This window comes from Paraburkholderia sp. JPY465 (assembly GCF_050436725.1).
Taxonomy (GTDB): domain Bacteria; phylum Pseudomonadota; class Gammaproteobacteria; order Burkholderiales; family Burkholderiaceae; genus Paraburkholderia; species Paraburkholderia youngii.
The window spans coordinates 676,408-697,248 of the sequence record NZ_JBNDMT010000003.1 but is presented as its reverse complement, the minus strand read 5'-3'; the positions used below and the strand labels follow the sequence as shown (position 1 = coordinate 697,248).

The following is a 20,841-nucleotide window of genomic DNA, read 5'->3' as shown; positions in this document are numbered from 1 at the left end:
AAAACCGCCTGTTCCAGGCGGTTTTTTGTTGGATCGACCAGTCGGACGACTGCCGTGCTCAAACCTGTGCGGTTTGACAGCGCGCGGTCCGATACACCGGAAAGCGCACCGTGAACGTGCTGCCGCGCCCTTCTTCGCTCTTCACTTCAAGTTGCGCATCGTGCCGTTGCAATACGTGCTTGACGATCGCGAGACCGAGCCCGGTGCCGCCCGTGTCGCGCGAACGGCTGCGATCGACGCGATAGAAGCGCTCGGTGAGCCGTGGAATATCGGCGGCCGGAATGCCGAGGCCGCTATCGGTGACCGAGAACACCGCATGGCCACCCTGCGCACGCCAGTTGACCTTGATCGAGCCGCCGTCCGGCGTATAGCGGATCGCGTTCGTCACCAGGTTGCCGAACGCGCTGAGAATCTCGGTTTCGACGCCGGTGACCGTCAAAGCTTCGTCGGCTTCGAAGACGATCTTGTGATGATCGCTGGACAGGCTCTGCGCGTCGTCGTGCAGATGCCGCAATACCGCCTGCATGTCGATCATCTGATCGCTCGGCGGCTTGTTGTCGCCTTCGAGCGTCGCGAGCACCAGCAGATCGCTGACGATATGACGCATGCGCGACGCTTGCTGCTCCATCAGGTCGAGATAGCGCGCGCGCTCGGCCTCGCCCAACGGCAGCTCACGCATCGTCTCGAGAAAACCGGACAGTACGGTGAGCGGCGTCTTCAGTTCGTGCGACACGTTGGCGACGAAGTCACGCCGCATCGCATCGGTGCGCTCGAGTTCGGTGATGTCCTGCGACAGCACCAGCTTGCGATTGTCGCCATACGGAAACACCTGCACCGACAGCACGTTCTGGCGCTTGTCGCCCATGCCGCGCATGATCAGCATTTCCTCGTACCGATGCGAATTCAGATAGCGCACGAAATCCGGATGACGCACCAGATGCGTGATGTGCTGACGCAGATCGCGCTTCGCATCGAGCCCGAAGTGGCTTTCGGAAATCGCGTTGCACCACTCGATCTGATCGTGATCGTCGAGCATCGCGACGCCGTTCGGCGACGCCTGGATCGCCTGGATGAACCGCGAATGCTGCTGCTCGACCTGGCGCACCTGGGCGTGCCAGCGCTTCGCGAGCTTGTGCAGACGGTAATAGATTTCGCCCCAGATGCCGGGGGCGCTCGGCACTTCGCCGTACACCGGCGCATCGAGCAGACGCCACAGACGCTGCTTGTGGAAGGTACTGAAGACGCTCTGTGCGAGCAGCATGACGATGGCGAGAGCGAGCCCTGCCTTGACGTTCACCAGTGCGCCGACCAACGCGCAAAGAACAGCAAGCAGCACGACCGACACGATGGAGCGCGCCCAGATGATGTTCATGGTCTAGCGATCGAAGAGAAAATACAGCGCAGCAAGGAGGTGTGGCGGCTCACCGTTACGCAGTGCAGTGCGCCGCCGGCGGCTATCAGGCGCTCTTCGCCAGCCGGTAGCCGCTGCCGCGTACCGTTTCAATCATAGCATCGCACCCGGCCGGCTTGAGAGCCGCGCGCAGACGCTTGATGTGCACGTCGACGGTACGCTCTTCGACGAACACGTGATCGCCCCACACCTGGTCGAGCAGTTGCGTGCGGCTGTGCACGCGCTCCGGGTGAGTCATGAAGAAGTGCAGCAGACGGAATTCGGTCGGGCCGAGATCGAGCTTGATCTCGCTGCCTTCCGCATGCGCGGCGACGCGGTGTGTGGCCGGATCGAGCTTCAGGCCGTTGATTGCGACCACGTCTTCGGTCAGCTGCGGCGCGCGGCGGCGTAGCACCGCCTTGATGCGCGCCATCAGTTCCTTCGGCGAGAACGGCTTCGTCACGTAGTCGTCGGCGCCGATCTCGAGGCCGAGCACCTTGTCCTGCTCGTCGCCGCGCGCGGTCAGCATGATGATCGGGATATGCTTCGTGCGCTCGTTGTTGCGCAGATCGCGGGCGAACGAAATGCCCGATTTGCCCGGCAACATCCAGTCGAGCAGCACGAGATCGGGCAGCACGTCGCTGATCAGGTTGTGCGCCTGCTCCGCGTTGTACGCGCGAATCGGGCAGTGTCCGGCGTGTTGAAGATTGACCGAAATCAATTCGGAAATGGCGGGCTCATCTTCAATGACGAGAATGCTGCTGGGCATCGGCACCTCTGTTCCTTATCTCTGGATTAGCTGAGCGCTTCGCGTTCGAGCGCGTCGCGCGACTGGTGCCGCACGTCGGTACCCTTGACGATGTAGATGATGAATTCGGCGATGTTCTTCGCGTGGTCGCCGATCCGCTCGATCGCCTTGGCGATGAACAGGAAGTCGAGGCCCACCGAGATCGAACGCGGATCTTCGGTCATATACGAAATCAGCTTGCGCACGAACGCGCGGAATTCCTCGTCGATCGCCTTGTCGTCGCGCACGATCTGCGCGGCAGCGACCGTGTCCAGACGCGCGAACGCGTCGAGCGCACGGCGCAGGATCGACACGGCCATCTCGCCGGACAGCTTGATTTCGGCGATGTTGATGGTGCGCGAGGCGCCGTCTTCCATCAGACGCTTGGTGCGCTTCGCGATCTTCTCGGCTTCGTCGCCGGCGCGCTCGAGGTTCGTGATGGTCTTCGAGATCGCGATCAGCAGGCGCAGATCGCGCGCGGCCGGCTGACGGCGCGCGATGATGTTGCTGCACTCTTCGTCGATGTCGACTTCCATCTTGTTCAGACGGTCTTCGGCGGCGATGACCTGCTCGCACATACCGAGGTCGAATTCGTTGAGCGCCTGCATCGCGTTGACGATCTGCGATTCGACGAGACCGCCCATTTCGAGCACTTTCGACGAAACGAGGTTCAGGTCGGCGTCGAACTGGCTGGACAGATGTTTATCGGACATGTCGTACTCCGTTGTATTGCCCGGCGGATCAGCCGAAGCGGCCGGTGATGTAGTCCTCGGTTTCCTTGCGGACCGGCTTGATGAAGATTTTTTCCGTGTCGCCGAATTCGATCAGTTCACCGAGGTACATATAGGCAGTGTAGTCCGAACAGCGGGCTGCCTGCTGCATGTTGTGCGTGACGATCACGACCGTGTAGTCGCTCTTCAGTTCGGCGATCAGCTCTTCGATACGGCCCGTCGAAATCGGGTCGAGCGCCGAGCACGGCTCGTCGAGCAGCAGCACTTCGGGTCGAATCGCGATACCGCGCGCGATACACAGACGCTGCTGCTGGCCGCCCGACAGACCGTAGCCGCTCTGGCCGAGCTTGTCCTTCACTTCGTTCCACAGCGCCGCCTTGGTCAGCGCCCATTCGACGCGGTCGTCCATTTCCGAGCGCGACAGCTTCTCGAACATCTTCACGCCGAAAGCGATGTTGTCGTAGATCGACATCGGGAACGGCGTCGGCTTCTGAAACACCATGCCGATGCGCGCGCGCAGCAGCGAAATGTCCTGGCGCGTGGTCAGCAGGTTCTCGCCGTCCATCACGATCTCGCCTTCCGCGCGCTGCTCCGGATAAAGCGCGTACATCTTGTTGAAGGTTCGCAGCAGCGTGGACTTGCCGCAGCCCGACGGGCCGATGAACGCGGTCACCTTGCCTTCGGGAATCTGCAGGTTGATGTTCTTCAGCGCGTGGTACTTGCCGTAGAAGAAGTTGAGATCCTTGACTTCGATCTTCGGACGCGACGGGGTTTGCGCGTGAGCGCTGTGTTCGGGGTCGGAGCCCGCGGGCGCGGTTGCGTGCCCGACCGGATTGAGTTGGGTTTCTGCCATGTTCATCGGATTCACTCCGCCCTTACTTGTTCGAGAAGATCGTGCGCGCGAGGATATTCAGTCCCAGCACCGCGAGCGTGATCAGGAAGACGCCGGCCCACGCGAGCGACTGCCACTGCGCGAACGGGCTCATCGCAAACTTGTAGATCGTGACCGGCAGGTTCGCGACCGGCTGGCCCATATCGACCGAGAAGAACTGGTTCGACAGCGCGGTGAAGAGCAGCGGCGCGGTTTCGCCGGCAATCCGCGCGACCGCCAGCAGCACCCCCGTGACAATGCCCGCGATCGACGCCTTCAGCGTGATCGACAGCACCATCTTCCACTTCGGCGTACCGAGCGCGAACGCAGCTTCCCGCATCGCATTCGGCACGAGCTTCAGCATGTTTTCGGTCGTGCGGATCACGATCGGAACCTGCAGCAGCGCTAGCGCGAGCACGCCGGCCCAGCCGCTGAAGTGGCCCATCTTCGCGACGACGAGCGCGTAGACGAACAGACCGATCACGATCGACGGCGCCGACAGCAGGATGTCGTTGATGAAGCGCGTGAGGTTCGCAAGCCAGCCTTTCTGGCCGTATTCGGCGAGATAGACGCCCGCCATGATGCCGATCGGCGTGCCGACGAAGGTCGCGAGCGCGACCAGCAACAGGCTGCCGACGATCGCATTCGCAAGACCGCCGCCATCGGTGTTCGGCGGCGGCGTCGACTGCGTGAACAGCTCGACCGACAAACCACCGATCCCGAGATGCAGCGTCGTATAGAGAATCCACACGAGCCACAGCAGGCCGAACGCCATCGCCGCGAGCGACAGCGTCAGCGCGATCGCGTTAGTCATCCGACGGCGCCCTTGCAGACGCACGCGCATCGCTTCGAGCGTCGCAGGGTCCTTCAGGCCCGGCATATTCAGGGACGGTCCGCTCATTTCGCGCCCTCCCCTTTCTCGAGACGCAGCAGCATGATTTTCGAAATCGCCAGCACGATGAATGTAATCACGAACAGGATCAGGCCGAGCTCCATCAGCGCCGACGTGTGCAGGCCCGGGTCCGCTTCCGCGAACTCGTTGGCGAGCGCCGACGTGATGCTGTTGCCCGGCGAAAACAGCGAAATATTGTCGAGCAGATTGGTGTTGCCGATCACGAAGGTGACCGCCATCGTCTCACCCAGCGCGCGGCCGAGGCCGAGCATGATGCCGCCGATCACACCGGTCTTGGTGTACGGCAGGACGATCTTCCACATCACTTCCCACGTCGTGCAGCCGATACCGTAGGCCGATTCCTTCAGCAGCACCGGCGTCACTTCGAACACGTCGCGCATGACCGCCGCGATGTACGGGATGATCATGATCGCAAGGATGACGCCCGCGCACAGGATGCCGATGCCGATCGGCGGACCCGAGAACAGCGCACCGACGATCGGAATGCCGCCGAGCACCGCGCCGAGCGGCTTCTGGAACCACACCGCGAAGATCGGTGCGAACACGAGCAGACCCCACATGCCGTATACGATCGACGGAATCGCGGCGAGCAGTTCGATCGCGATGCCGAGGGGCCGACGCAGCCATGCAGGCGACAGTTCGGTCAGAAACAGCGCGATGCCGAAGCTGACGGGCACCGCGATGATCAGAGCGATGATCGACGTCGCGAGGGTGCCGTAGATCGGCACGAGCGCGCCAAATTGTTTGCTGGGTGGATCCCACACCGCCGTCCAGAGGAACGCGAGACCGAACTCGCGAATCGACGGCATCGAGGCAATGATCAGCGACACGATGATGCCGCCGAGCAGCAGCAGCGTGACGATGGCGGAAAGGCGTGCGAGGCCGCCGAAGATCACATCGCCGGAGCGGCCAGGCGCTTTCTGCTGCGACGCGCTGCCAGGCGGAGTGGCCCGGCTCGTGCCGGACGCTAAATGAATATCGGACATGAGAGCCTGAGGGACCTGTATCCAGTTGCCGGACGACACATGTCGGGCGGGCGGTGATGCATGCGGCGCATGCCGCGTGAAAGTCACAGGCCGTCCTCATGCGAGGACGGCCGGGGTGCTACCAGGCACGATTCAGACATACCGCGCCAGCTTACGCCTGTTACTCGGCGAGCGTCTTGCCTGCCGAATCCTTGACCTTTTGCTTCCACTGCGTGCGGATTTCCGACACTACCGATTCCGGCAGCGAAATGTAGTCCAGATCGTTCGCAGCCTGACCGCCGTTCTTGAACGCCCAGTCGAAGAACTTCAGCGTTTCCGCGCCTTGCGGTGCCTTTTCCTGCGTCGTGTGCAGCAGCACGAACGTCGCGCCGACGATCGGCCATGCGTTCTTGCCCGGCTCGTTCGTCAGGATCTGGTAGAACGACTTCGACCAGTCAGCGCCAGCAGCCGCTGCCTTGAACGTGTCGGTCTGCGGCTGAACCACGGTGCCGGCTTCGTTCTTCAGCGCGACGTAGTTCATGTGGTTCTGCTTGGCGTACGCCCATTCGACGTAGCCGATCGAACCCGGCAGACGCTGCACGAATGCCGCGACGCCGTCGTTACCCTTGCCGCCCGTGCCGGTCGGCCAGTTGACCGTCGCACCTTCACCTACCTTCGTCTTCCATTCCGGGTTGACCTTCGACAGGTAGTTCGTCCAAATGAAGCTGGTGCCCGAACCGTCGGCGCGGCGCACCACGGCGATGTCCAGATCCGGCAGCTTGACCTTCGAGTTCAGCGCGACGATTGCCGGGTCATTCCACTTCTTGATCTTGCCGAGATAGATGTCGCCGAGCACTGCACCCGACAGCACCAGTTCGCCCGGCTTCACGCCCGGCACGTTGACTGCCGGCACCACGCCGCCGACCACCGTCGGGAACTGGAACAGGCCTTCCTTCGCGAGTTCGTCGTCCTTCAGCGGAGCGTCCGAACCAGCGAAATCGACGGTCTTCGCCTCGATCTGCTTGATGCCGCCCGACGAACCGATGCCCTGGTAGTTAACCTTGCCGCCGCCGGTCTTCTGATAAGCGTCGGCCCACTTCGTGTAAATCGGTGCCGCGAACGTGCTGCCCGCGCCGGTGATGTCTGCGGCTTGCGCTGCGATTGCGAAAAGCGCGCCAGCGACGCCAGCGAACACGGTTTGCATCAATTTCATGAGACCTCCAAGGGAGTGTGAGCGTGTGGTGTGAGCGGGAAACTCGAACACCGCGAAGCTTAGGGTCTCTTTATGACAAAAACGTGACTGATCGTGAATCGGATGTGACAGTCACATTACCCAGTGAAAGGTTCGGGAGCGGGCGAACGCCGCCATAGCGATGCTCGCTGCATCGCATTTTGCAAGTTAGACGAAAAAGACGGAGCGCGAACGTTTGCGCTCGGTGCGGAGGGACGTTTTTGTGCGGAGACGTCGACTTTCTGGTGGCTGGGGCGCGGGGAGTTGTTGGGGTGAAGCCCGGCGACGAAGTTTATGAGACGCGGGTCGCTGAACCTTCTCGTAGCGACCGTCAGGCAGCAAGCGGTCGCCACCGCCCGCCGCCTGTTCGGGAACAGATCAGGCCGTCGCTACCCGCACGGCTTCCGCAATCGCTTCCGAATGCTCGAGCGCGTCCGCGGCGTTCTGCGCCTCTACCATCACGCGCAGCACCGGCTCGGTGCCCGACGCGCGGATCAGTACGCGACCGCGGCCGTCGAGCGCGCCTTCGGCCACCTTGATCGCGCTACGAATCGTATCGCTGCCCTTCCAGTCCGCGCCGGGCTTCATGCGTACGTTGATCAGCTTCTGCGGGAACAGCGTGACACCGTCCAGCAGATCCGCGAGCGATTTGCCGCTGCGTTGCATCGCCGCCAGCACGAGCAGAGCGGACACGATGCCGTCGCCGGTCGAATGGCGATCGAGCGACAGAATGTGGCCCGAACCTTCGGCGCCGAGCTGCCAGCCGTGCTCGCGAAGCTGTTCGAGCACATAGCGGTCGCCAACCGCGGCGCGCACGAACTTGACGCCGGCTTTCTGCAGCGCGACCTCCACGGCCATGTTGGTCATCAGCGTGCCGACCGCGCCTTCCACATGGCCGGCCGTCGCGATACGGTCCTTGACCAGCACGTACAGCAGCTCGTCGCCGTTGAACAGGCGGCCGGACTCGTCGACGACCTGCAAGCGGTCGGCGTCGCCATCGAGCGCGATACCGAGGTCCGCGTGGTTTGCGCGCACCGCGCGAACCAACGCATCCGGAGCGGTCGCGCCGACGCCGTCGTTGATATTGAAGCCGTTCGGCGAGACGCCGATCGGGATCACTTCCGCGCCGAGCTCATGGAACACGTGCGGCGCGACGTCGTACGCGGCGCCGTGCGCGCAATCGACGACGAGCTTCATGCCGCGCAGGTCGTACGCGGCCGGGAACGTGCTCTTGCAGAACTCGATGTAGCGGCCGGCCGCGTCGTCGAGACGGCGCGCCTTGCCCAGTTGCTCGGAAGCCGCGCATGCGAGCGGCAGCTCGAGCTGCTCCTCGATCTGCGCCTCGACGTCGTCCGGCAGCTTGTTGCCGTCGGCCGAGAAGAACTTGATACCGTTGTCGTAGTACGGGTTGTGCGACGCGCTGATCACGACGCCCGCGGCAAGCCGCAGCGCGCGCGTCAGATAGGCGATGCCGGGTGTCGGCATCGGGCCGGCCAGCATCACGTCGACGCCGGCCGCCGAAAAGCCCGATTCCAGCGCGGCTTCGAGCATGTAGCCCGATACGCGCGTGTCCTTGCCGATCAGGACGGTCGGACGAGCGCCTGTCTTCGCCCATTGATCAGCGCCCGCGAGCACCTTGCCGGCCGCGTAGCCGAGCCGCAACACGAATTCCGGCGTGATCGGGCCTTCGCCGACCTTGCCTCGAATGCCGTCCGTTCCGAAGTAACGACGTGCCATATTTGTTCTCCCTCTATCTGGCTGCGGGTTCAACCGTGCGCGCGGCTCTGCTTTGCCGCGTCGCGCAGGGTTGCCCATACTTTCAATGCATCGACTGTTTGCGCGACGTCGTGTACGCGCAGAATCGCGGCGCCCCGCTCGGCCGCGCACACCGCTGCGGCGATGCTGCCGGCCACGCGCTCCGGCGCCGGCCGCCCCGTCACCGCGCCAACCATCGATTTGCGCGACATGCCCGCAAGGATCGGATACGGCGACGCGGCGCGCGGCGCCGTGTCGCCCAGATGCGCGAGCAGCGCATAGTTGTGCTCGACGACGACCTTGCCGAAGCCGAAACCCGGATCGACGCTGATACGCTCGCGCGCAATCCCCGCCTGCTGCAAAGCTGCGACACGCTCCTCGAGGAACTGGCGCACTTCGCTGACAACGTCGGCATAGTGCGGCTCGCCGCGCTGCATGGTCTGCGGCTCACCTAACATATGCATTACACAAAGGCCGCAGTCGCTGTCGCGCACCGCGTCGATCGCGCCGGGCATTCGGAAGGCCCAGACGTCGTTGATCAGGTCGGCGCCCGCGTTCAACGCGCTCCGCATCACTTCTGGCTTGTAGGTATCGACCGACAACGGCACGTTCGCGCCACGCAGTTGCTCGACGAGTGGTATCACGCGCTCCAGTTCTTCGTCGAGCGGCACGGGCGGCGCGCCAGGACGCGTCGATTCCCCGCCGATATCGATAATGTCCGCGCCCTCGAGCATCATGCGCTCGGCCTGGCGCAGCGCATCGCCGCGCATCGCGTACAAGCCGCCATCAGAGAAGGAATCGGGAGTGACGTTCAGGATGCCCATGACCAACGGGCGTTCAAACGTCAGCTTGAAGCGGCCGCACTGCAGCGGCTCTGGAAGGGGTACGGAGGAAGAATCGGCTTTCGACACGTAGCAATGCTTCACTTTGAACGGATAAATGCAAAACGGGCCGGTGTGTAGCACACCGGCCCGCACTTTCTACTGGCAACCTATCAGGCCGGCGCGGTTGCGCTGCCCGGCTTGACTTCAGTGCCCGCGCTGCCGCCCGACGAGGCGTCGCTTGCCGACGGCGGCGAGCTCTTCGGCGAACGCGGCGGACGGCCAGCCATGATGTCGTTGATCTGATCGGCGTCGATCGTCTCCCACTCCATCAATGCGGCGGTCATCGCTTCGACCTTGTCGCGGTTTTCTTCCAGCAGGCGCCGCGCGAGATTGTACTGCTCGTCCAGCACACGACGAATTTCCGCATCGACCTTCTGCTGCGTCGCTTCCGAAATGGTCCGCGTGAAGCCGCGGCCGAACGGCGAAGCGTCGTTTTCGTCGTCGACATAGACCATAGGTCCGAGCGCATCCGTCATACCGAAGCGGGCAACCATTGCGCGAGCCGTCTGGGTCGCCTTGTTGAAGTCGTCCGACGCACCGGTGCTGATGAGGTTCAGGAACAGCTCTTCTGCGACGCGGCCACCGAACAGAATGGCAAGACGGTCGAGCAGATAGTCCTTCGAGTACGTTTCGTTGTCATGCTCCGGCAACTGCCACGTGACGCCAAGCGCACGGCCGCGCGGAATGATCGTGACCTTGTGCACCGGATCGGCCTTCGGCAACAGCTTCGCGATCACCGCGTGACCCGATTCGTGATACGCGGTCGCACGCTTCGATTCTTCGCGGATCACGGCCGACTTGCGCTCCGGACCCATGAAGATCTTGTCCTTCGCGTCCTCGAAGTCCGTCATTTCGACGATGCGCTTGCCGCGGCGCGCCGCGAACAGAGCTGCTTCGTTGACGAGGTTCGCGAGATCAGCGCCCGAGAAGCCCGGCGTGCCGCGCGCGATCACTGCCGCATCGACGTCGTTCGAAATCGGGACCTTGCGCAGGTGCACCTTCATGATGTGCTCGCGGCCGCGGATATCGGGCAGACCGACATACACCTGACGGTCGAAACGGCCTGGACGCAACAACGCCTTGTCGAGTACGTCCGAACGGTTCGTCGCCGCGATCACGATGACACCCGAATTCGCCTCGAAGCCGTCCATTTCGACGAGCATCTGGTTCAGCGTCTGTTCGCGCTCGTCGTTACCGCCGCCCATGCCGGCGCCGCGATGACGGCCGACCGCGTCGATTTCGTCGATGAACACGATACACGGCGCGTGCTTCTTGGCCTGCTCGAACATGTCGCGCACGCGAGCCGCGCCGACGCCGACGAACATTTCCACGAAGTCCGAACCCGAAATGCTGAAGAACGGCACCTTCGCTTCGCCGGCGATGGCGCGCGCGAGCAGCGTCTTACCGGTTCCCGGCGGGCCCACGAGCAGCACACCGCGCGGAATACGACCGCCGAGCTTCTGGAATTTCTGCGGATCGCGCAGGAAGTCGACGAGCTCCGACACTTCTTCCTTGGCTTCGTCGCAACCGGCGACGTCGGTGAAATTGATTGCGTTGTTGTTCTCGTCGATCAGCCGCGCGCGCGACTTGCCAAACGAGAAGGCCCCGCCTTTGCCGCCCCCCTGCATCTGTCGCATCATGTAGAACCAGAAACCGATGATCAGGATCGTCGGCCCGAGGTAATACAGCACGGACATCAGTGCATTGGGTTCGTCGTCAGCCTTGCCGCTCACCTGTACGCCATACTTCATCAGATCGCCGACCATCCAGATGTCGCCGGGCGACACGATCTGGTACTTCTGGCCGTCTGCTGGAGTGACCGTGAGGTTCCGCCCCTGGACAATGACGTTCTTGACTTTGCCGTTCTTCGCGTCGTCCATGAACTGCGAATAGGAAACGCCTTCCTGGACACGGGGCTTGTCGAACTGCTTGAACACCGTAAACAGCACCAGTGCGATTACCAACCACACTGCTGCTTTCGAAAACATATTGTTGTTCAAAGCACCACTCCTTCACTTAGACGGGCGCCTACATTTGCCTTGCGGCACCACGAAAGCATTCTAATCCAGTCCGCAGACCCCTGCCATAGCGTTTCACTACCATGGAAATAGGGTAGCAGGCCGGCTTGGCGTCGGTCTTCGACGCATCGGGCTCATTATTGGCAGAAATGGAACCGGCTCGCCGCATCCTTATGCGGGACGCTTCAAATGCTTACCCAAAATAAATGTTTCTGACGATTTATCCCGCGACGCCTTCGGCTTGCGGGCCGCAACCACCTTGAATTGGCGCTTGAACTTTTCGACAATCTGACTATATCCGCTGCCGTGAAAGCATTTGACTAAAAGGGCACCATCCGGCTTCAGGTGATTTTGTGCAAATTCGAGCGCGAGATCGCATAAATGCTCGATCCGCGCCGCATCCGCGATCGCCACGCCAGAGAGGTTGGGTGCCATATCCGAAATTACAAGGTCTACCTGGCGCGCGCCGACCAATTCTTCGAGTTGGATCAGCACGGAGTCTTCGCGGAAATCGCCCTGGATGAAGTGCACGTCGGCTACCGGCTCCATCGGCAAAATGTCCAAAGCGATGATCGTGCCGTCGATGCCACCTTCGCGCTCCGCGTTGCGCTGCGAGCCGCCGGCAAGCTTGTTACGCGCGTACTGGCTCCAGCTGCCCGGCGAGGAACCGAGATCGACGATCACCTGTCCCGGGCGGATCAGCTTGTCCTGCTCGTCGATTTCCTTGAGCTTGTAGGCCGCGCGGGCACGATAACCTTCCCGTTGCGCCATTTTGACGTACGGATCGTTGATGTGGTCGTGCAGCCACGCGGTATTGAACTTGTTTTTTGCCATTAAAGATTGAACTATTGCTGCGTCGAGTCGCGCTTTAGGGGATAATACGCGGTTAATTCGCGCGGCCACCGCCAGACTGGCGGCCATCCGCGATTCTGTTGTTCTGACGCGCACCCTGCTGAATCAACCCGCCCGAATCGCTCGGCGATCGGACGAAAATGCAGGAGCCGCCATTTTAGTCGAGTCTTCCACTTTCCATGCCAGCCCTCAAAGTCTCTCCCGACCAACGCGCCGAGTTGCGCTCCCAGGCACATGCGCTCAAACCGGTCGTGCTCGTCGGGGCCGAAGGCTTGACCGACGCTGTGCTCGCCGAAATCAAGGTGCACCTCGCAGCGCATCAACTGATCAAGATCCGCGTGTTCGGTGATGAGCGCGAGGAGCGCATCGCCATCTACGAAGAAATCTGCGACACGCTGAACGCGGCACCGATTCAGCATATCGGCAAGTTGCTCGTGATCTGGAAGCCAGAATCGGCACAGCCTGCGGCAAAAGCGAAGCGCGGCGCATTGCCGAGCGCCCGTGAAGCGGCAGCTGAAGAAGCCCGGCCGGCCAAGGGCCGCGCACCGCGCATCGTCAAGGTGGTGAAGCCGACCGACGTGCCGATGCGCAAGCCGCGAGCGAAAGCGGTGTTGGTGCGCGGCAACGAACGCGTGACGCAGGGCGGCAACATCAAGCGCGCGAAGAAGCGGCAAACCAGCGCGAAGCGTTCGCATCAGTCGAAGTAAGAGAACACGCGGCCATGGTGCGGACCGGCTCCGCACCGCGCGTTGGGAGCCTTGAGCGCAAGGCCGAAACAGCGCGAATGAACTGTAGCTGGCCGCCGGAATCGCGACGATTCGTCGCAACATGAAGTTCGTCGCGGGGCATCGGCATCGACCGGCGGACACAGCGCCGAGTCACACCGCCAGCCACCCACGAGCTTCAGCCCGCCACCTTCCCCCTGACTGCGCGCGCGCCCTCTTCGTCGGCCGCAGTACCGACATGCGCCGGCAGCAGCCACACGAGCGCAACACCTAGCAGGCTCTCGATCAGATAGAACAGACTCGACACGCCATGCAGGATGCCGAAGCGCGTTGCATAAACGGAATGTCCGACGTCGCCGCCTGCCTCGAGCGCGGCGACGCGCATCGCGTTCATGAACGGCTGCAACGCGAAATAGCCAACCAGCACGCATACGAGCATACCGGCGAGCAGCCAGCGCAGGCGGCGATACGCGCCACTACCGCGCCGCACGAGCAGATTGGCCAGACCGAGCAGCAAAATACCGCACACGACGCCAATCACACCCTGAATCCGAAACAGCTGCGCGGCAATGGCACCCGCCGTCATGCGGTCGAGCGACGTGAAGAGCACGGGCGCAACCGCGTAGCCGATGGTCAACAGACTACCAACCCACACCACCGTCAGCAGGCGGAATAAACGATGCGGCATCAGAGACACCGGCGCCATCCTCAGATGTAGCTGACCGCGATGATTTCGTATTCGCGAATGCCGCCCGGCGCCTGCACCGACGCGACGTCGCCTTCCGACTTGCCGATCAGCGCACGCGCGATCGGCGAGCTGATCGAGATCAGGCCGTGGTCGATGTCCGCTTCGTCGTCGCCGACGATCTGGTATTTGACCGACGCGCCCGACTCGAGGTCTTCGAGCTCGAGCGTCGCGCCAAACACCACGCGGCCGTCGGCTTCCACTTGCGACGGATCGATCACCTGCGCGCCCGCGAGCTTCGACTCGATTTCGGCGATGCGGCCTTCGATGAAGCCCTGCTTTTCCTTCGCAGCGTCGTATTCCGCGTTTTCCGACAGATCGCCCTGGGCGCGCGCTTCCGCGATCGAGTTGATCACAGCCGGACGCTCAACCGATTTCAAGCGCTGCAATTCATCGCGCAGCATGTCAGCTCCGCGCTTCGTCAATGGAATAGTGCTCATAAACAACTCTGGAGGCAAAAAACGGCCATAAAAAAAATCACCGCGGTTAAGTGCATTCCGCGAAAGCCGCCGCCCATGGATAGACCTGGGCCGCAGCACCTGCGGAACGCCGCTTAACCGCGGCACTTACATCTTGGACAGGTATCGAAGCCTTAGTTTAGGCGAGCGTGGAGTCCTTGTAAATCATAGACTTCCAGGTTCTTCAGATAACGAAGACCCTCCACCGCCGCGCGTGCGCCCGACATCGTCGTGTAATAGGTAACCTTGTTCGCCTGCGCGCTCATGCGGATCGAACGCGAATCGGCGATCGCCGCGCGCGTTTCGTCGACGGTCGTGAAGACGAGTGCGATCTCGCCGTTCTTGATCATGTCGACGATGTGCGGACGGCCGTCCTTCACCTTGTTGACGACCTTGACCGGCACGCCGGCAGCTTCGATCGCGGCAGCCGTGCCCTTGGTCGCGACGATCGGGTAGCCGAGCTCGTGCAGCATGCGCGCGACTTCGACTGCCTTCTGCTTGTCGGCGTCCATCACAGTCAGCAGCACCGTGCCCGACTCGGGCAGACGCGAACCCGCCGCGAGCTGCGACTTGAACAGCGCCTCGCCGAACGTCTGGCCGACACCCATCACTTCGCCGGTCGAACGCATTTCAGGTCCAAGCACCGGATCGACCGTCGGGAACTTGACGAACGGGAACACCGCTTCTTTCACGCTGAAGTACGGCGGCTCGACTTCCTTCGTCACGCCTTGCGCGGCGAGCTTCTGGCCGACCATCGCGCGCGCCGCGATCTTCGCGAGCGGCAGGCTGGTCGCCTTCGACACGTACGGAACCGTGCGCGACGCGCGCGGGTTCACTTCGAGCACGTAGATGATGTCTTCTTTCGAACCATCCGCCTGCGGTACCTGCTGGATCGCGAACTGCACGTTCATCAGGCCGACCACGTTCAGCGCCTTCGCCATCGCGGCGGTCTGGCGCTTCAGTTCGGCAACCGTCTCCTTCGACAGCGAATACGGCGGCAGCGAGCAGGCCGAGTCGCCCGAGTGCACGCCCGCCTGTTCGATGTGCTCCATCACGCCGCCGATAAACACGGCGTCGCCATCGGAAATGCAATCCACGTCGCATTCGATCGCGTCGTTCAGGAAGCGGTCGAGCAGCACCGGCGAATCGTTCGACACCTTGACGGCCTCACGCATATAGCGTTCGAGGTCGCGCGGCTCGTGGACGATTTCCATCGCGCGGCCGCCCAGCACGTACGACGGGCGCACGACGAGCGGATAGCCGATTTCGTCGGCGAGCTTCAGCGCTTCGTCTTCGGTGCGCGCGGTGCGGTTAGGCGGCTGACGCAGGCCGAGGTCTTGCAACAGCTTCTGGAAACGCTCGCGGTCTTCGGCCGCGTCGATCATGTCCGGCGACGTACCGATGATCGGCACGCCGTTGGCTTCGAGATCGAGCGCGAGCTTCAGCGGCGTCTGGCCGCCGTATTGCACGATCACGCCGACCGGCTTTTCCTTGTCGACGATTTCGAGCACGTCTTCGAGCGTCAGCGATTCGAAGTACAGACGGTCGGAGGTGTCGTAGTCGGTCGACACGGTTTCCGGGTTGCAGTTGACCATGATCGTTTCATAGCCGTCTTCGCGCATCGCGAGCGCGGCGTGCACGCAGCAGTAGTCGAACTCGATACCCTGGCCGATCCGGTTCGGGCCGCCGCCCAGCACCATGATCTTCTTGTTGTTGGTCGGGTTCGCTTCGCACTCTTCCTCGTAGGTCGAGTACATGTACGCGGTCCTGGTTGCGAACTCGGCGGCGCACGTGTCGACGCGCTTATACACCGGACGCACGTTCAGCTCGATACGGCGCGCGCGCACGTCCGCCGGCTTCGCGCCGAGCAGCTTGGCGAGACGCCGGTCCGAGAAGCCGCTCTGCTTCAGATACTTCAACTCTTCCTTCGACAGGCTCGCGAGCGTGCGGCCGGCCAGCGCCTTTTCCTTCAGCACGATCTGTTCGATCTGCGCGAGGAACCACGGGTCGATCGCGGTCTCTTCGAAGATCTCTTGCGCGCTCATGCCGACGCGGAACGCATCGCCGACATACCAGATGCGATCCGGACCGGCTTCGCCGATCTGGCGGATGATCTCGTCGCGATCGGCAGTCTTTTCGTCGAGACCGTCGACGCCGACTTCGAGGCCGCGCAGCGCTTTCTGGAACGACTCCTGGAACGTGCGGCCGATCGCCATCACTTCGCCGACCGACTTCATCTGCGTGGTCAGGCGCGGATCCGCTTCGCGGAATTTCTCGAACGCGAAACGCGGGATCTTCGTGACGACATAGTCGATCGTCGGTTCGAACGACGCCGGGGTCTGGCCGCCGGTGATTTCGTTCTTCAGTTCATCGAGCGTGTAGCCGACCGCGAGCTTCGCCGCGACCTTCGCGATCGGGAAGCCGGTTGCCTTAGACGCCAGAGCCGACGAACGCGACACACGCGGGTTCATTTCGATCACGATCATCCGGCCGTCCTTCGGATTGATCGAGAATTGCACGTTCGAGCCGCCCGTGTCGACGCCGATCTCGCGCAGCACCGCCAGCGACGCGTTACGCAGGATCTGGTATTCCTTGTCGGTGAGCGTCTGCGCCGGCGCGACCGTGATCGAGTCGCCGGTATGGATGCCCATCGGGTCGAGGTTTTCGATCGAGCAGACGATGATGCAGTTGTCCGCCTTGTCGCGGACCACTTCCATCTCATACTCTTTCCAGCCGAGCAGCGACTCTTCGATCAGCAGCTCGCGCGTCGGCGACAGGTCGAGACCGCGCTTGCAGATCTCTTCGAATTCGTCGCGGTTGTACGCGATGCCGCCGCCCGAACCGCCCAGCGTGAACGACGGACGGATCACGACCGGGTAGCCGCCGCTGCCGGTTTCCGCGGCGATCTTCGCCTGCACCGCGAGTGCTTCTTCCATCGAATGCGCGGTGCCCGACTTGGCCGAACCGAGGCCGATCTTGGTCATCGCGTCCTTGAACTTCTGGCGGTCTTCCGCCTTGTCGATCGCTTCGGGCGACGCGCCGATCAGTTCGACGTTGTACTTCGCCAGCACGCCGTGCGCGTGCAGATCGAGCGCGCAGTTCAGCGCGGTCTGGCCGCCCATCGTCGGCAGGATCGCGTCCGGGCGCTCCTTCGCGATGATGCGCTCGACCACTTCCCACGTGATCGGCTCGATGTAGGTCACGTCGGCCGTGTTCGGGTCGGTCATGATCGTCGCCGGATTGCTGTTGACGAGAATGACCTTGTAGCCTTCCTCACGCAGCGCCTTGCATGCCTGCGCGCCCGAGTAATCGAACTCGCACGCCTGGCCGATGATGATCGGACCCGCGCCGATGATGAGGATGCTCTTGATGTCTGTCCGCTTGGGCATAACGCTCTCGCTAATGTATTCCTGAATTCTTTCCGTCGGCGCGCGCCGTTTTCACGTTGCGCGCGCTGTTTGCGGCGCCCGCCGCATCGTGCCGCGGGCCGCCGCGGCCGCCGCGAGCCGCTTTCGTTTCCGTCTCGGGCTGGCTCGTGGGGCCGATCTTTACGTCTTCAAGCCGCCGCGCTGTTGCCGCTCTTCTGCGCGTCCATCAACGCGGTGAAGCGGTCGAACAGGTACGCGATGTCGTGCGGACCAGGCGACGCTTCCGGGTGGCCCTGGAAGCAGAACGCCGGCTTGTCGGTCAGCGCGAAGCCTTGCAGCGTGCCGTCGAACAACGACACGTGGGTCACGCGAGCGTTCGCGGGGAGCGTGTCGGCGTCGACCGCGAAGCCGTGGTTCTGCGACGTGATCACCACGCGGCCGTCTTCGAGATCCTTGACCGGGTGATTCGCGCCATGGTGGCCGGTCTTCATCTTCATCGTCTTAGCGCCGACCGCGAGGCCCATGATCTGGTGGCCAAGGCAAATGCCGAAGGTCGGAATGCCGCGCTCGATGAACTCCTTGGTCGCCGCGATCGCGTAGTCGCACGGCTCCGGGTCGCCGGGGCCGTTCGACAGGAACACGCCGTCCGGGTTGAGCGCGAGCGCGTCGGCGGCGCTCGCCTGCGCCGGCAGCACCGTGACGTGGCAGCCGCGCTCGGCCAGCATGCGCAGGATGTTCTGCTTGACGCCGTAGTCGAATGCGACCACGCGGTACTTCGGCGCCTTCTGCTCGCCGTAGCCCGTGCCCAGACGCCACTCGGTTTTGGTCCACTCGTAGGTTTGCTCGGTCGACACGACCTTCGCGAGGTCCATGCCGGCGAGGCCAGGGAACGAGCGCGCGAGTTCGATGGCCTTGGCTTGGTCGTCGGAACCAGCGAGGATCGCGCCGTTTTGCGCGCCCTTGTCGCGCAGCAGGCGGGTCAGCTTGCGGGTGTCGATGCCGGCGATGGCGACCACGCCTTCGTCCTGCAGATATTGCGGGAGCGTACGCTCCATGCGGAAGTTCGACGCGAGAACCGGCAGATCACGGATGATCAGGCCGGCGGCATGGACTTTCGTCGCTTCGACGTCTTCGGCGTTCACGCCGACGTTGCCGATATGCGGGTACGTGAGGGTCACGATCTGGCGCGCGTAGCTCGGGTCAGTCAGGATTTCCTGATAGCCGGTGATGGCGGTGTTGAACACGACTTCACCGATGGTATGCCCGGGGGCCCCGATCGAATAACCACGAAAGACCGTGCCGTCGGCGAGCGCGAGAAGAGCGGGAGAAAATGACGGCAACACGGGAGACTCCTTGGGGGAACACCCTGTTGCCACCTGTCTATCCGATTTCGAGCCGCAGCGGAACACATTCTGGATGCGCGCGCAGACTCGCTCGCGAGCTGCCGGTAACGATGCAAGGGGCGCGATGAGTCCATTGTGTGGACGACTTCGGCTGGGTGCGGGGCCCTTCTTGCTACGCCAATGGCGCGCGGCGGATGAACGGTATGGGGGAGGTAGGCGCTAGGGTGCGGGTTGATAAGCTCAAACCTTGAAATTATAGCCTGAAACCGCCCTTCCTTCCAAATCTGAGATGGGGCGCGGACCTGCAACGGCGTGCCGCACGGCCGTTCAGGCCTCCTGCTCCGCGCGCATGTCGCCCGACAGGGCAAGCTGCCGCCCCGGCAATACGTACCAGATCGCGCTCAGCACCTGCAGCGCGACAAGGATTTTCCACGCGCTCAGATGCGCGACCGCCGGATAGTGCCCGCCGCTCGCCGGCCAGTGCGACAGCACCGCGCCAACGCCGATCTGAAAACCGAAGATCAGCAGAAAAATGATCAGCGTCAGCGTCGTGTTGACCCGGCCGATCATCTGCGGCGGGAAATGTCGCGCCATCACTGCGTAGCTCAGAATGCCGGTGCCACCGAAGATTCCGTATGCGGCCCACAACAGGCTCGCCGGCAATGGCGCGTTCAACATAATCAGCATCTGCGTCAGCACGTATAAGGCCATGCCGATGCCGCAGAACGCATACAACGAGAGGCCGCGCCGTTCGAGACTACGCGCCGCCGCGCCGAAACCGACGCACCCCGCCATCATCGCGAAGCCGAGAATCGACACGAGCGCCGCCGCCTCGCGCGGCTCGAAGCCTTGTACATCGCGCAGCCATGCTCCGACCCACAACGACTGCATCGCGTAGAAAACACCCTGCGTAACGACCGAGAATGACGCGATTTTCCAGAATGCCGCGCTGCGCAGGATATGCAACGTACCCTTGAACTGCGCGACGAGGCTCGTCTGGCGATGCGCGTCGCGCGCGTCCGGCGCGAGCGTCCATTGCGCGAGCGCGACCACCACTGTCAGCACACCGAGCCCTACACAGACCGAGCGCCAACTGGAAAAGCCGAGCACCCACGTGAGCGGCGAACCGACCATCACGCCGCCGAACCCGCCGATCGCCATCACGAGTCCGTTCATCAATGGCAAACGCGATACCGGAAAATGCTGCGCGAGCGCCTTGAACGCGGCGCCCAGACACACGGACACGCCGACGCCGATCAGCAGCCGCCCGACCATCATCATGCCGAGACTATGCGCGGCACCGAACACCCAGATGCCGAGCGCGGCGAAGAGCAGCGTGACGGCCGTCACGCGACGGGCGCCGAAGTGGTCGAGCAGCACGCCAGCGGGAATCTGCGCGCCCGCGAAGCCGAGGAAATACAGACTCGTCAGCACACCCAGATCGGCAGCTGACAGACCGAGATCGCGCGTGATGAACGGCGCGAAACCGAGATTGACGCCGCGAAACACGTAAGAGACGAAGTAGCCGGCGGAAAAAAGCAGAAAGACGCGCAGTTGGGTCGACGACATAAATCAGGAAGAAAACCTGGAAATGGACCTCGAAAACCTGGCCCGAGGTTCGGACGGATCAGGACAAAACGGCGTCCCGCGGCCAACGCGGCCGAAGCACGAACAATAAATTAAATACGGCAAGTCCGCAGGAATCGTCCGCCAATGAAAAACGCCGTCACCCTGAGATGACGGCGTTGGATGAACACGGTACGTGATCGGAGCGCAATCCATGCGCTGCCCCCGCAACGCATGTG

The 20,841-nt window shown here is 62.8% G+C and carries 17 protein-coding genes; 1 reads left to right on the top strand and 16 read right to left on the bottom strand.

The genetic code is table 11. The features are described 5' to 3' along the window. Positions 1-58 precede the first annotated feature (58 nt). From phoR to QFZ94_RS17785, 11 genes are all read right to left on the bottom strand, one after another. Complete coding sequence (phoR, locus tag QFZ94_RS17835) at positions 59-1,372, bottom strand: phosphate regulon sensor histidine kinase PhoR (protein WP_368585250.1); 1,314 nt, start codon at positions 1,370-1,372, stop codon at positions 59-61. Positions 1,373-1,457: 85 nt separating this feature from the next. Next, positions 1,458-2,159, bottom strand: coding sequence for a phosphate regulon transcriptional regulator PhoB (gene phoB, locus QFZ94_RS17830; RefSeq protein WP_008922879.1), 702 nt, complete (start codon positions 2,157-2,159; stop codon positions 1,458-1,460). Positions 2,160-2,185: 26 nt separating this feature from the next. After that, the gene (gene phoU, locus QFZ94_RS17825) at positions 2,186-2,890 is read right to left on the bottom strand and encodes a phosphate signaling complex protein PhoU (RefSeq protein WP_368585249.1); all 705 of its coding nucleotides are present in this window, start codon (positions 2,888-2,890) and stop codon (positions 2,186-2,188) included. A 28-nt stretch (positions 2,891-2,918) separates the two neighbouring features. After that, on the bottom strand, positions 2,919-3,767 hold the full coding sequence (gene pstB, locus QFZ94_RS17820) for a phosphate ABC transporter ATP-binding protein PstB (RefSeq protein ID WP_018433457.1): 849 nt from the start codon (positions 3,765-3,767) through the stop codon (positions 2,919-2,921). A gap of 16 nt (positions 3,768-3,783) precedes the next feature. Then, entirely contained in the window at positions 3,784-4,680 is an 897-nt protein-coding gene (gene pstA, locus QFZ94_RS17815; RefSeq protein ID WP_368585248.1) for a phosphate ABC transporter permease PstA, read from the bottom strand. Further along, entirely contained in the window at positions 4,677-5,678 is a 1,002-nt protein-coding gene (gene pstC, locus QFZ94_RS17810; protein WP_368585247.1) for a phosphate ABC transporter permease PstC, read from the bottom strand. Before pstC ends, pstA begins: the two co-directional genes overlap by 4 nt. A 160-nt stretch (positions 5,679-5,838) precedes the next feature. After that, entirely contained in the window at positions 5,839-6,870 is a 1,032-nt protein-coding gene (pstS, locus tag QFZ94_RS17805) for a phosphate ABC transporter substrate-binding protein PstS (RefSeq protein ID WP_368585246.1), read from the bottom strand. Positions 6,871-7,266: 396 nt separating this feature from the next. Beyond that, entirely contained in the window at positions 7,267-8,625 is a 1,359-nt protein-coding gene (glmM, locus tag QFZ94_RS17800) for a phosphoglucosamine mutase (RefSeq protein ID WP_368585245.1), read from the bottom strand. 29 nt (positions 8,626-8,654) lie between these two features. Continuing rightward, positions 8,655-9,467, bottom strand: a complete 813-nt coding sequence (gene folP, locus QFZ94_RS17795; protein ID WP_429458518.1) for a dihydropteroate synthase — start codon at positions 9,465-9,467, stop codon at positions 8,655-8,657. A 170-nt stretch (positions 9,468-9,637) separates the two neighbouring features. Further along, complete coding sequence (gene ftsH, locus QFZ94_RS17790; protein ID WP_013090008.1) at positions 9,638-11,527, bottom strand: ATP-dependent zinc metalloprotease FtsH; 1,890 nt, start codon at positions 11,525-11,527, stop codon at positions 9,638-9,640. Positions 11,528-11,716: 189 nt separating this feature from the next. Then, positions 11,717-12,379, bottom strand: coding sequence for an RlmE family RNA methyltransferase (locus QFZ94_RS17785; protein ID WP_410849632.1), 663 nt, complete (start codon positions 12,377-12,379; stop codon positions 11,717-11,719). 197 nt (positions 12,380-12,576) lie between these two features. Between QFZ94_RS17785 and QFZ94_RS17780 the strand changes: the two genes are divergently transcribed. Continuing rightward, on the top strand, positions 12,577-13,104 hold the full coding sequence (locus QFZ94_RS17780; RefSeq protein WP_429458516.1) for a YhbY family RNA-binding protein: 528 nt from the start codon (positions 12,577-12,579) through the stop codon (positions 13,102-13,104). A 196-nt stretch (positions 13,105-13,300) separates the two neighbouring features. On the opposite strand, the gene QFZ94_RS17775 is transcribed toward QFZ94_RS17780, so the two are convergent. The 5 genes from QFZ94_RS17775 to QFZ94_RS17755 all read right to left on the bottom strand — a co-directional run bounded on the left by QFZ94_RS17775 (position 13,301) and on the right by QFZ94_RS17755 (position 20,605). Beyond that, a complete protein-coding gene (locus tag QFZ94_RS17775) occupies positions 13,301-13,810 on the bottom strand; it encodes a DUF4149 domain-containing protein (protein WP_429461844.1) in 510 nt (169 codons plus the stop codon). Positions 13,811-13,830: 20 nt separating this feature from the next. Continuing rightward, on the bottom strand, positions 13,831-14,307 hold the full coding sequence (gene greA / locus QFZ94_RS17770; protein ID WP_026228283.1) for a transcription elongation factor GreA: 477 nt from the start codon (positions 14,305-14,307) through the stop codon (positions 13,831-13,833). Between the two features lie 152 nt (positions 14,308-14,459). Continuing rightward, positions 14,460-17,714, bottom strand: a complete 3,255-nt coding sequence (gene carB, locus QFZ94_RS17765; RefSeq protein WP_429458514.1) for a carbamoyl-phosphate synthase large subunit — start codon at positions 17,712-17,714, stop codon at positions 14,460-14,462. Positions 17,715-17,881: 167 nt separating this feature from the next. Then, the gene (gene carA / locus QFZ94_RS17760; protein ID WP_368585240.1) at positions 17,882-19,036 is read right to left on the bottom strand and encodes a glutamine-hydrolyzing carbamoyl-phosphate synthase small subunit; all 1,155 of its coding nucleotides are present in this window, start codon (positions 19,034-19,036) and stop codon (positions 17,882-17,884) included. A gap of 327 nt (positions 19,037-19,363) precedes the next feature. Then, entirely contained in the window at positions 19,364-20,605 is a 1,242-nt protein-coding gene (locus tag QFZ94_RS17755) for an MFS transporter (protein WP_429458511.1), read from the bottom strand. Between the last annotated feature and the right edge of the window lie 236 nt (positions 20,606-20,841).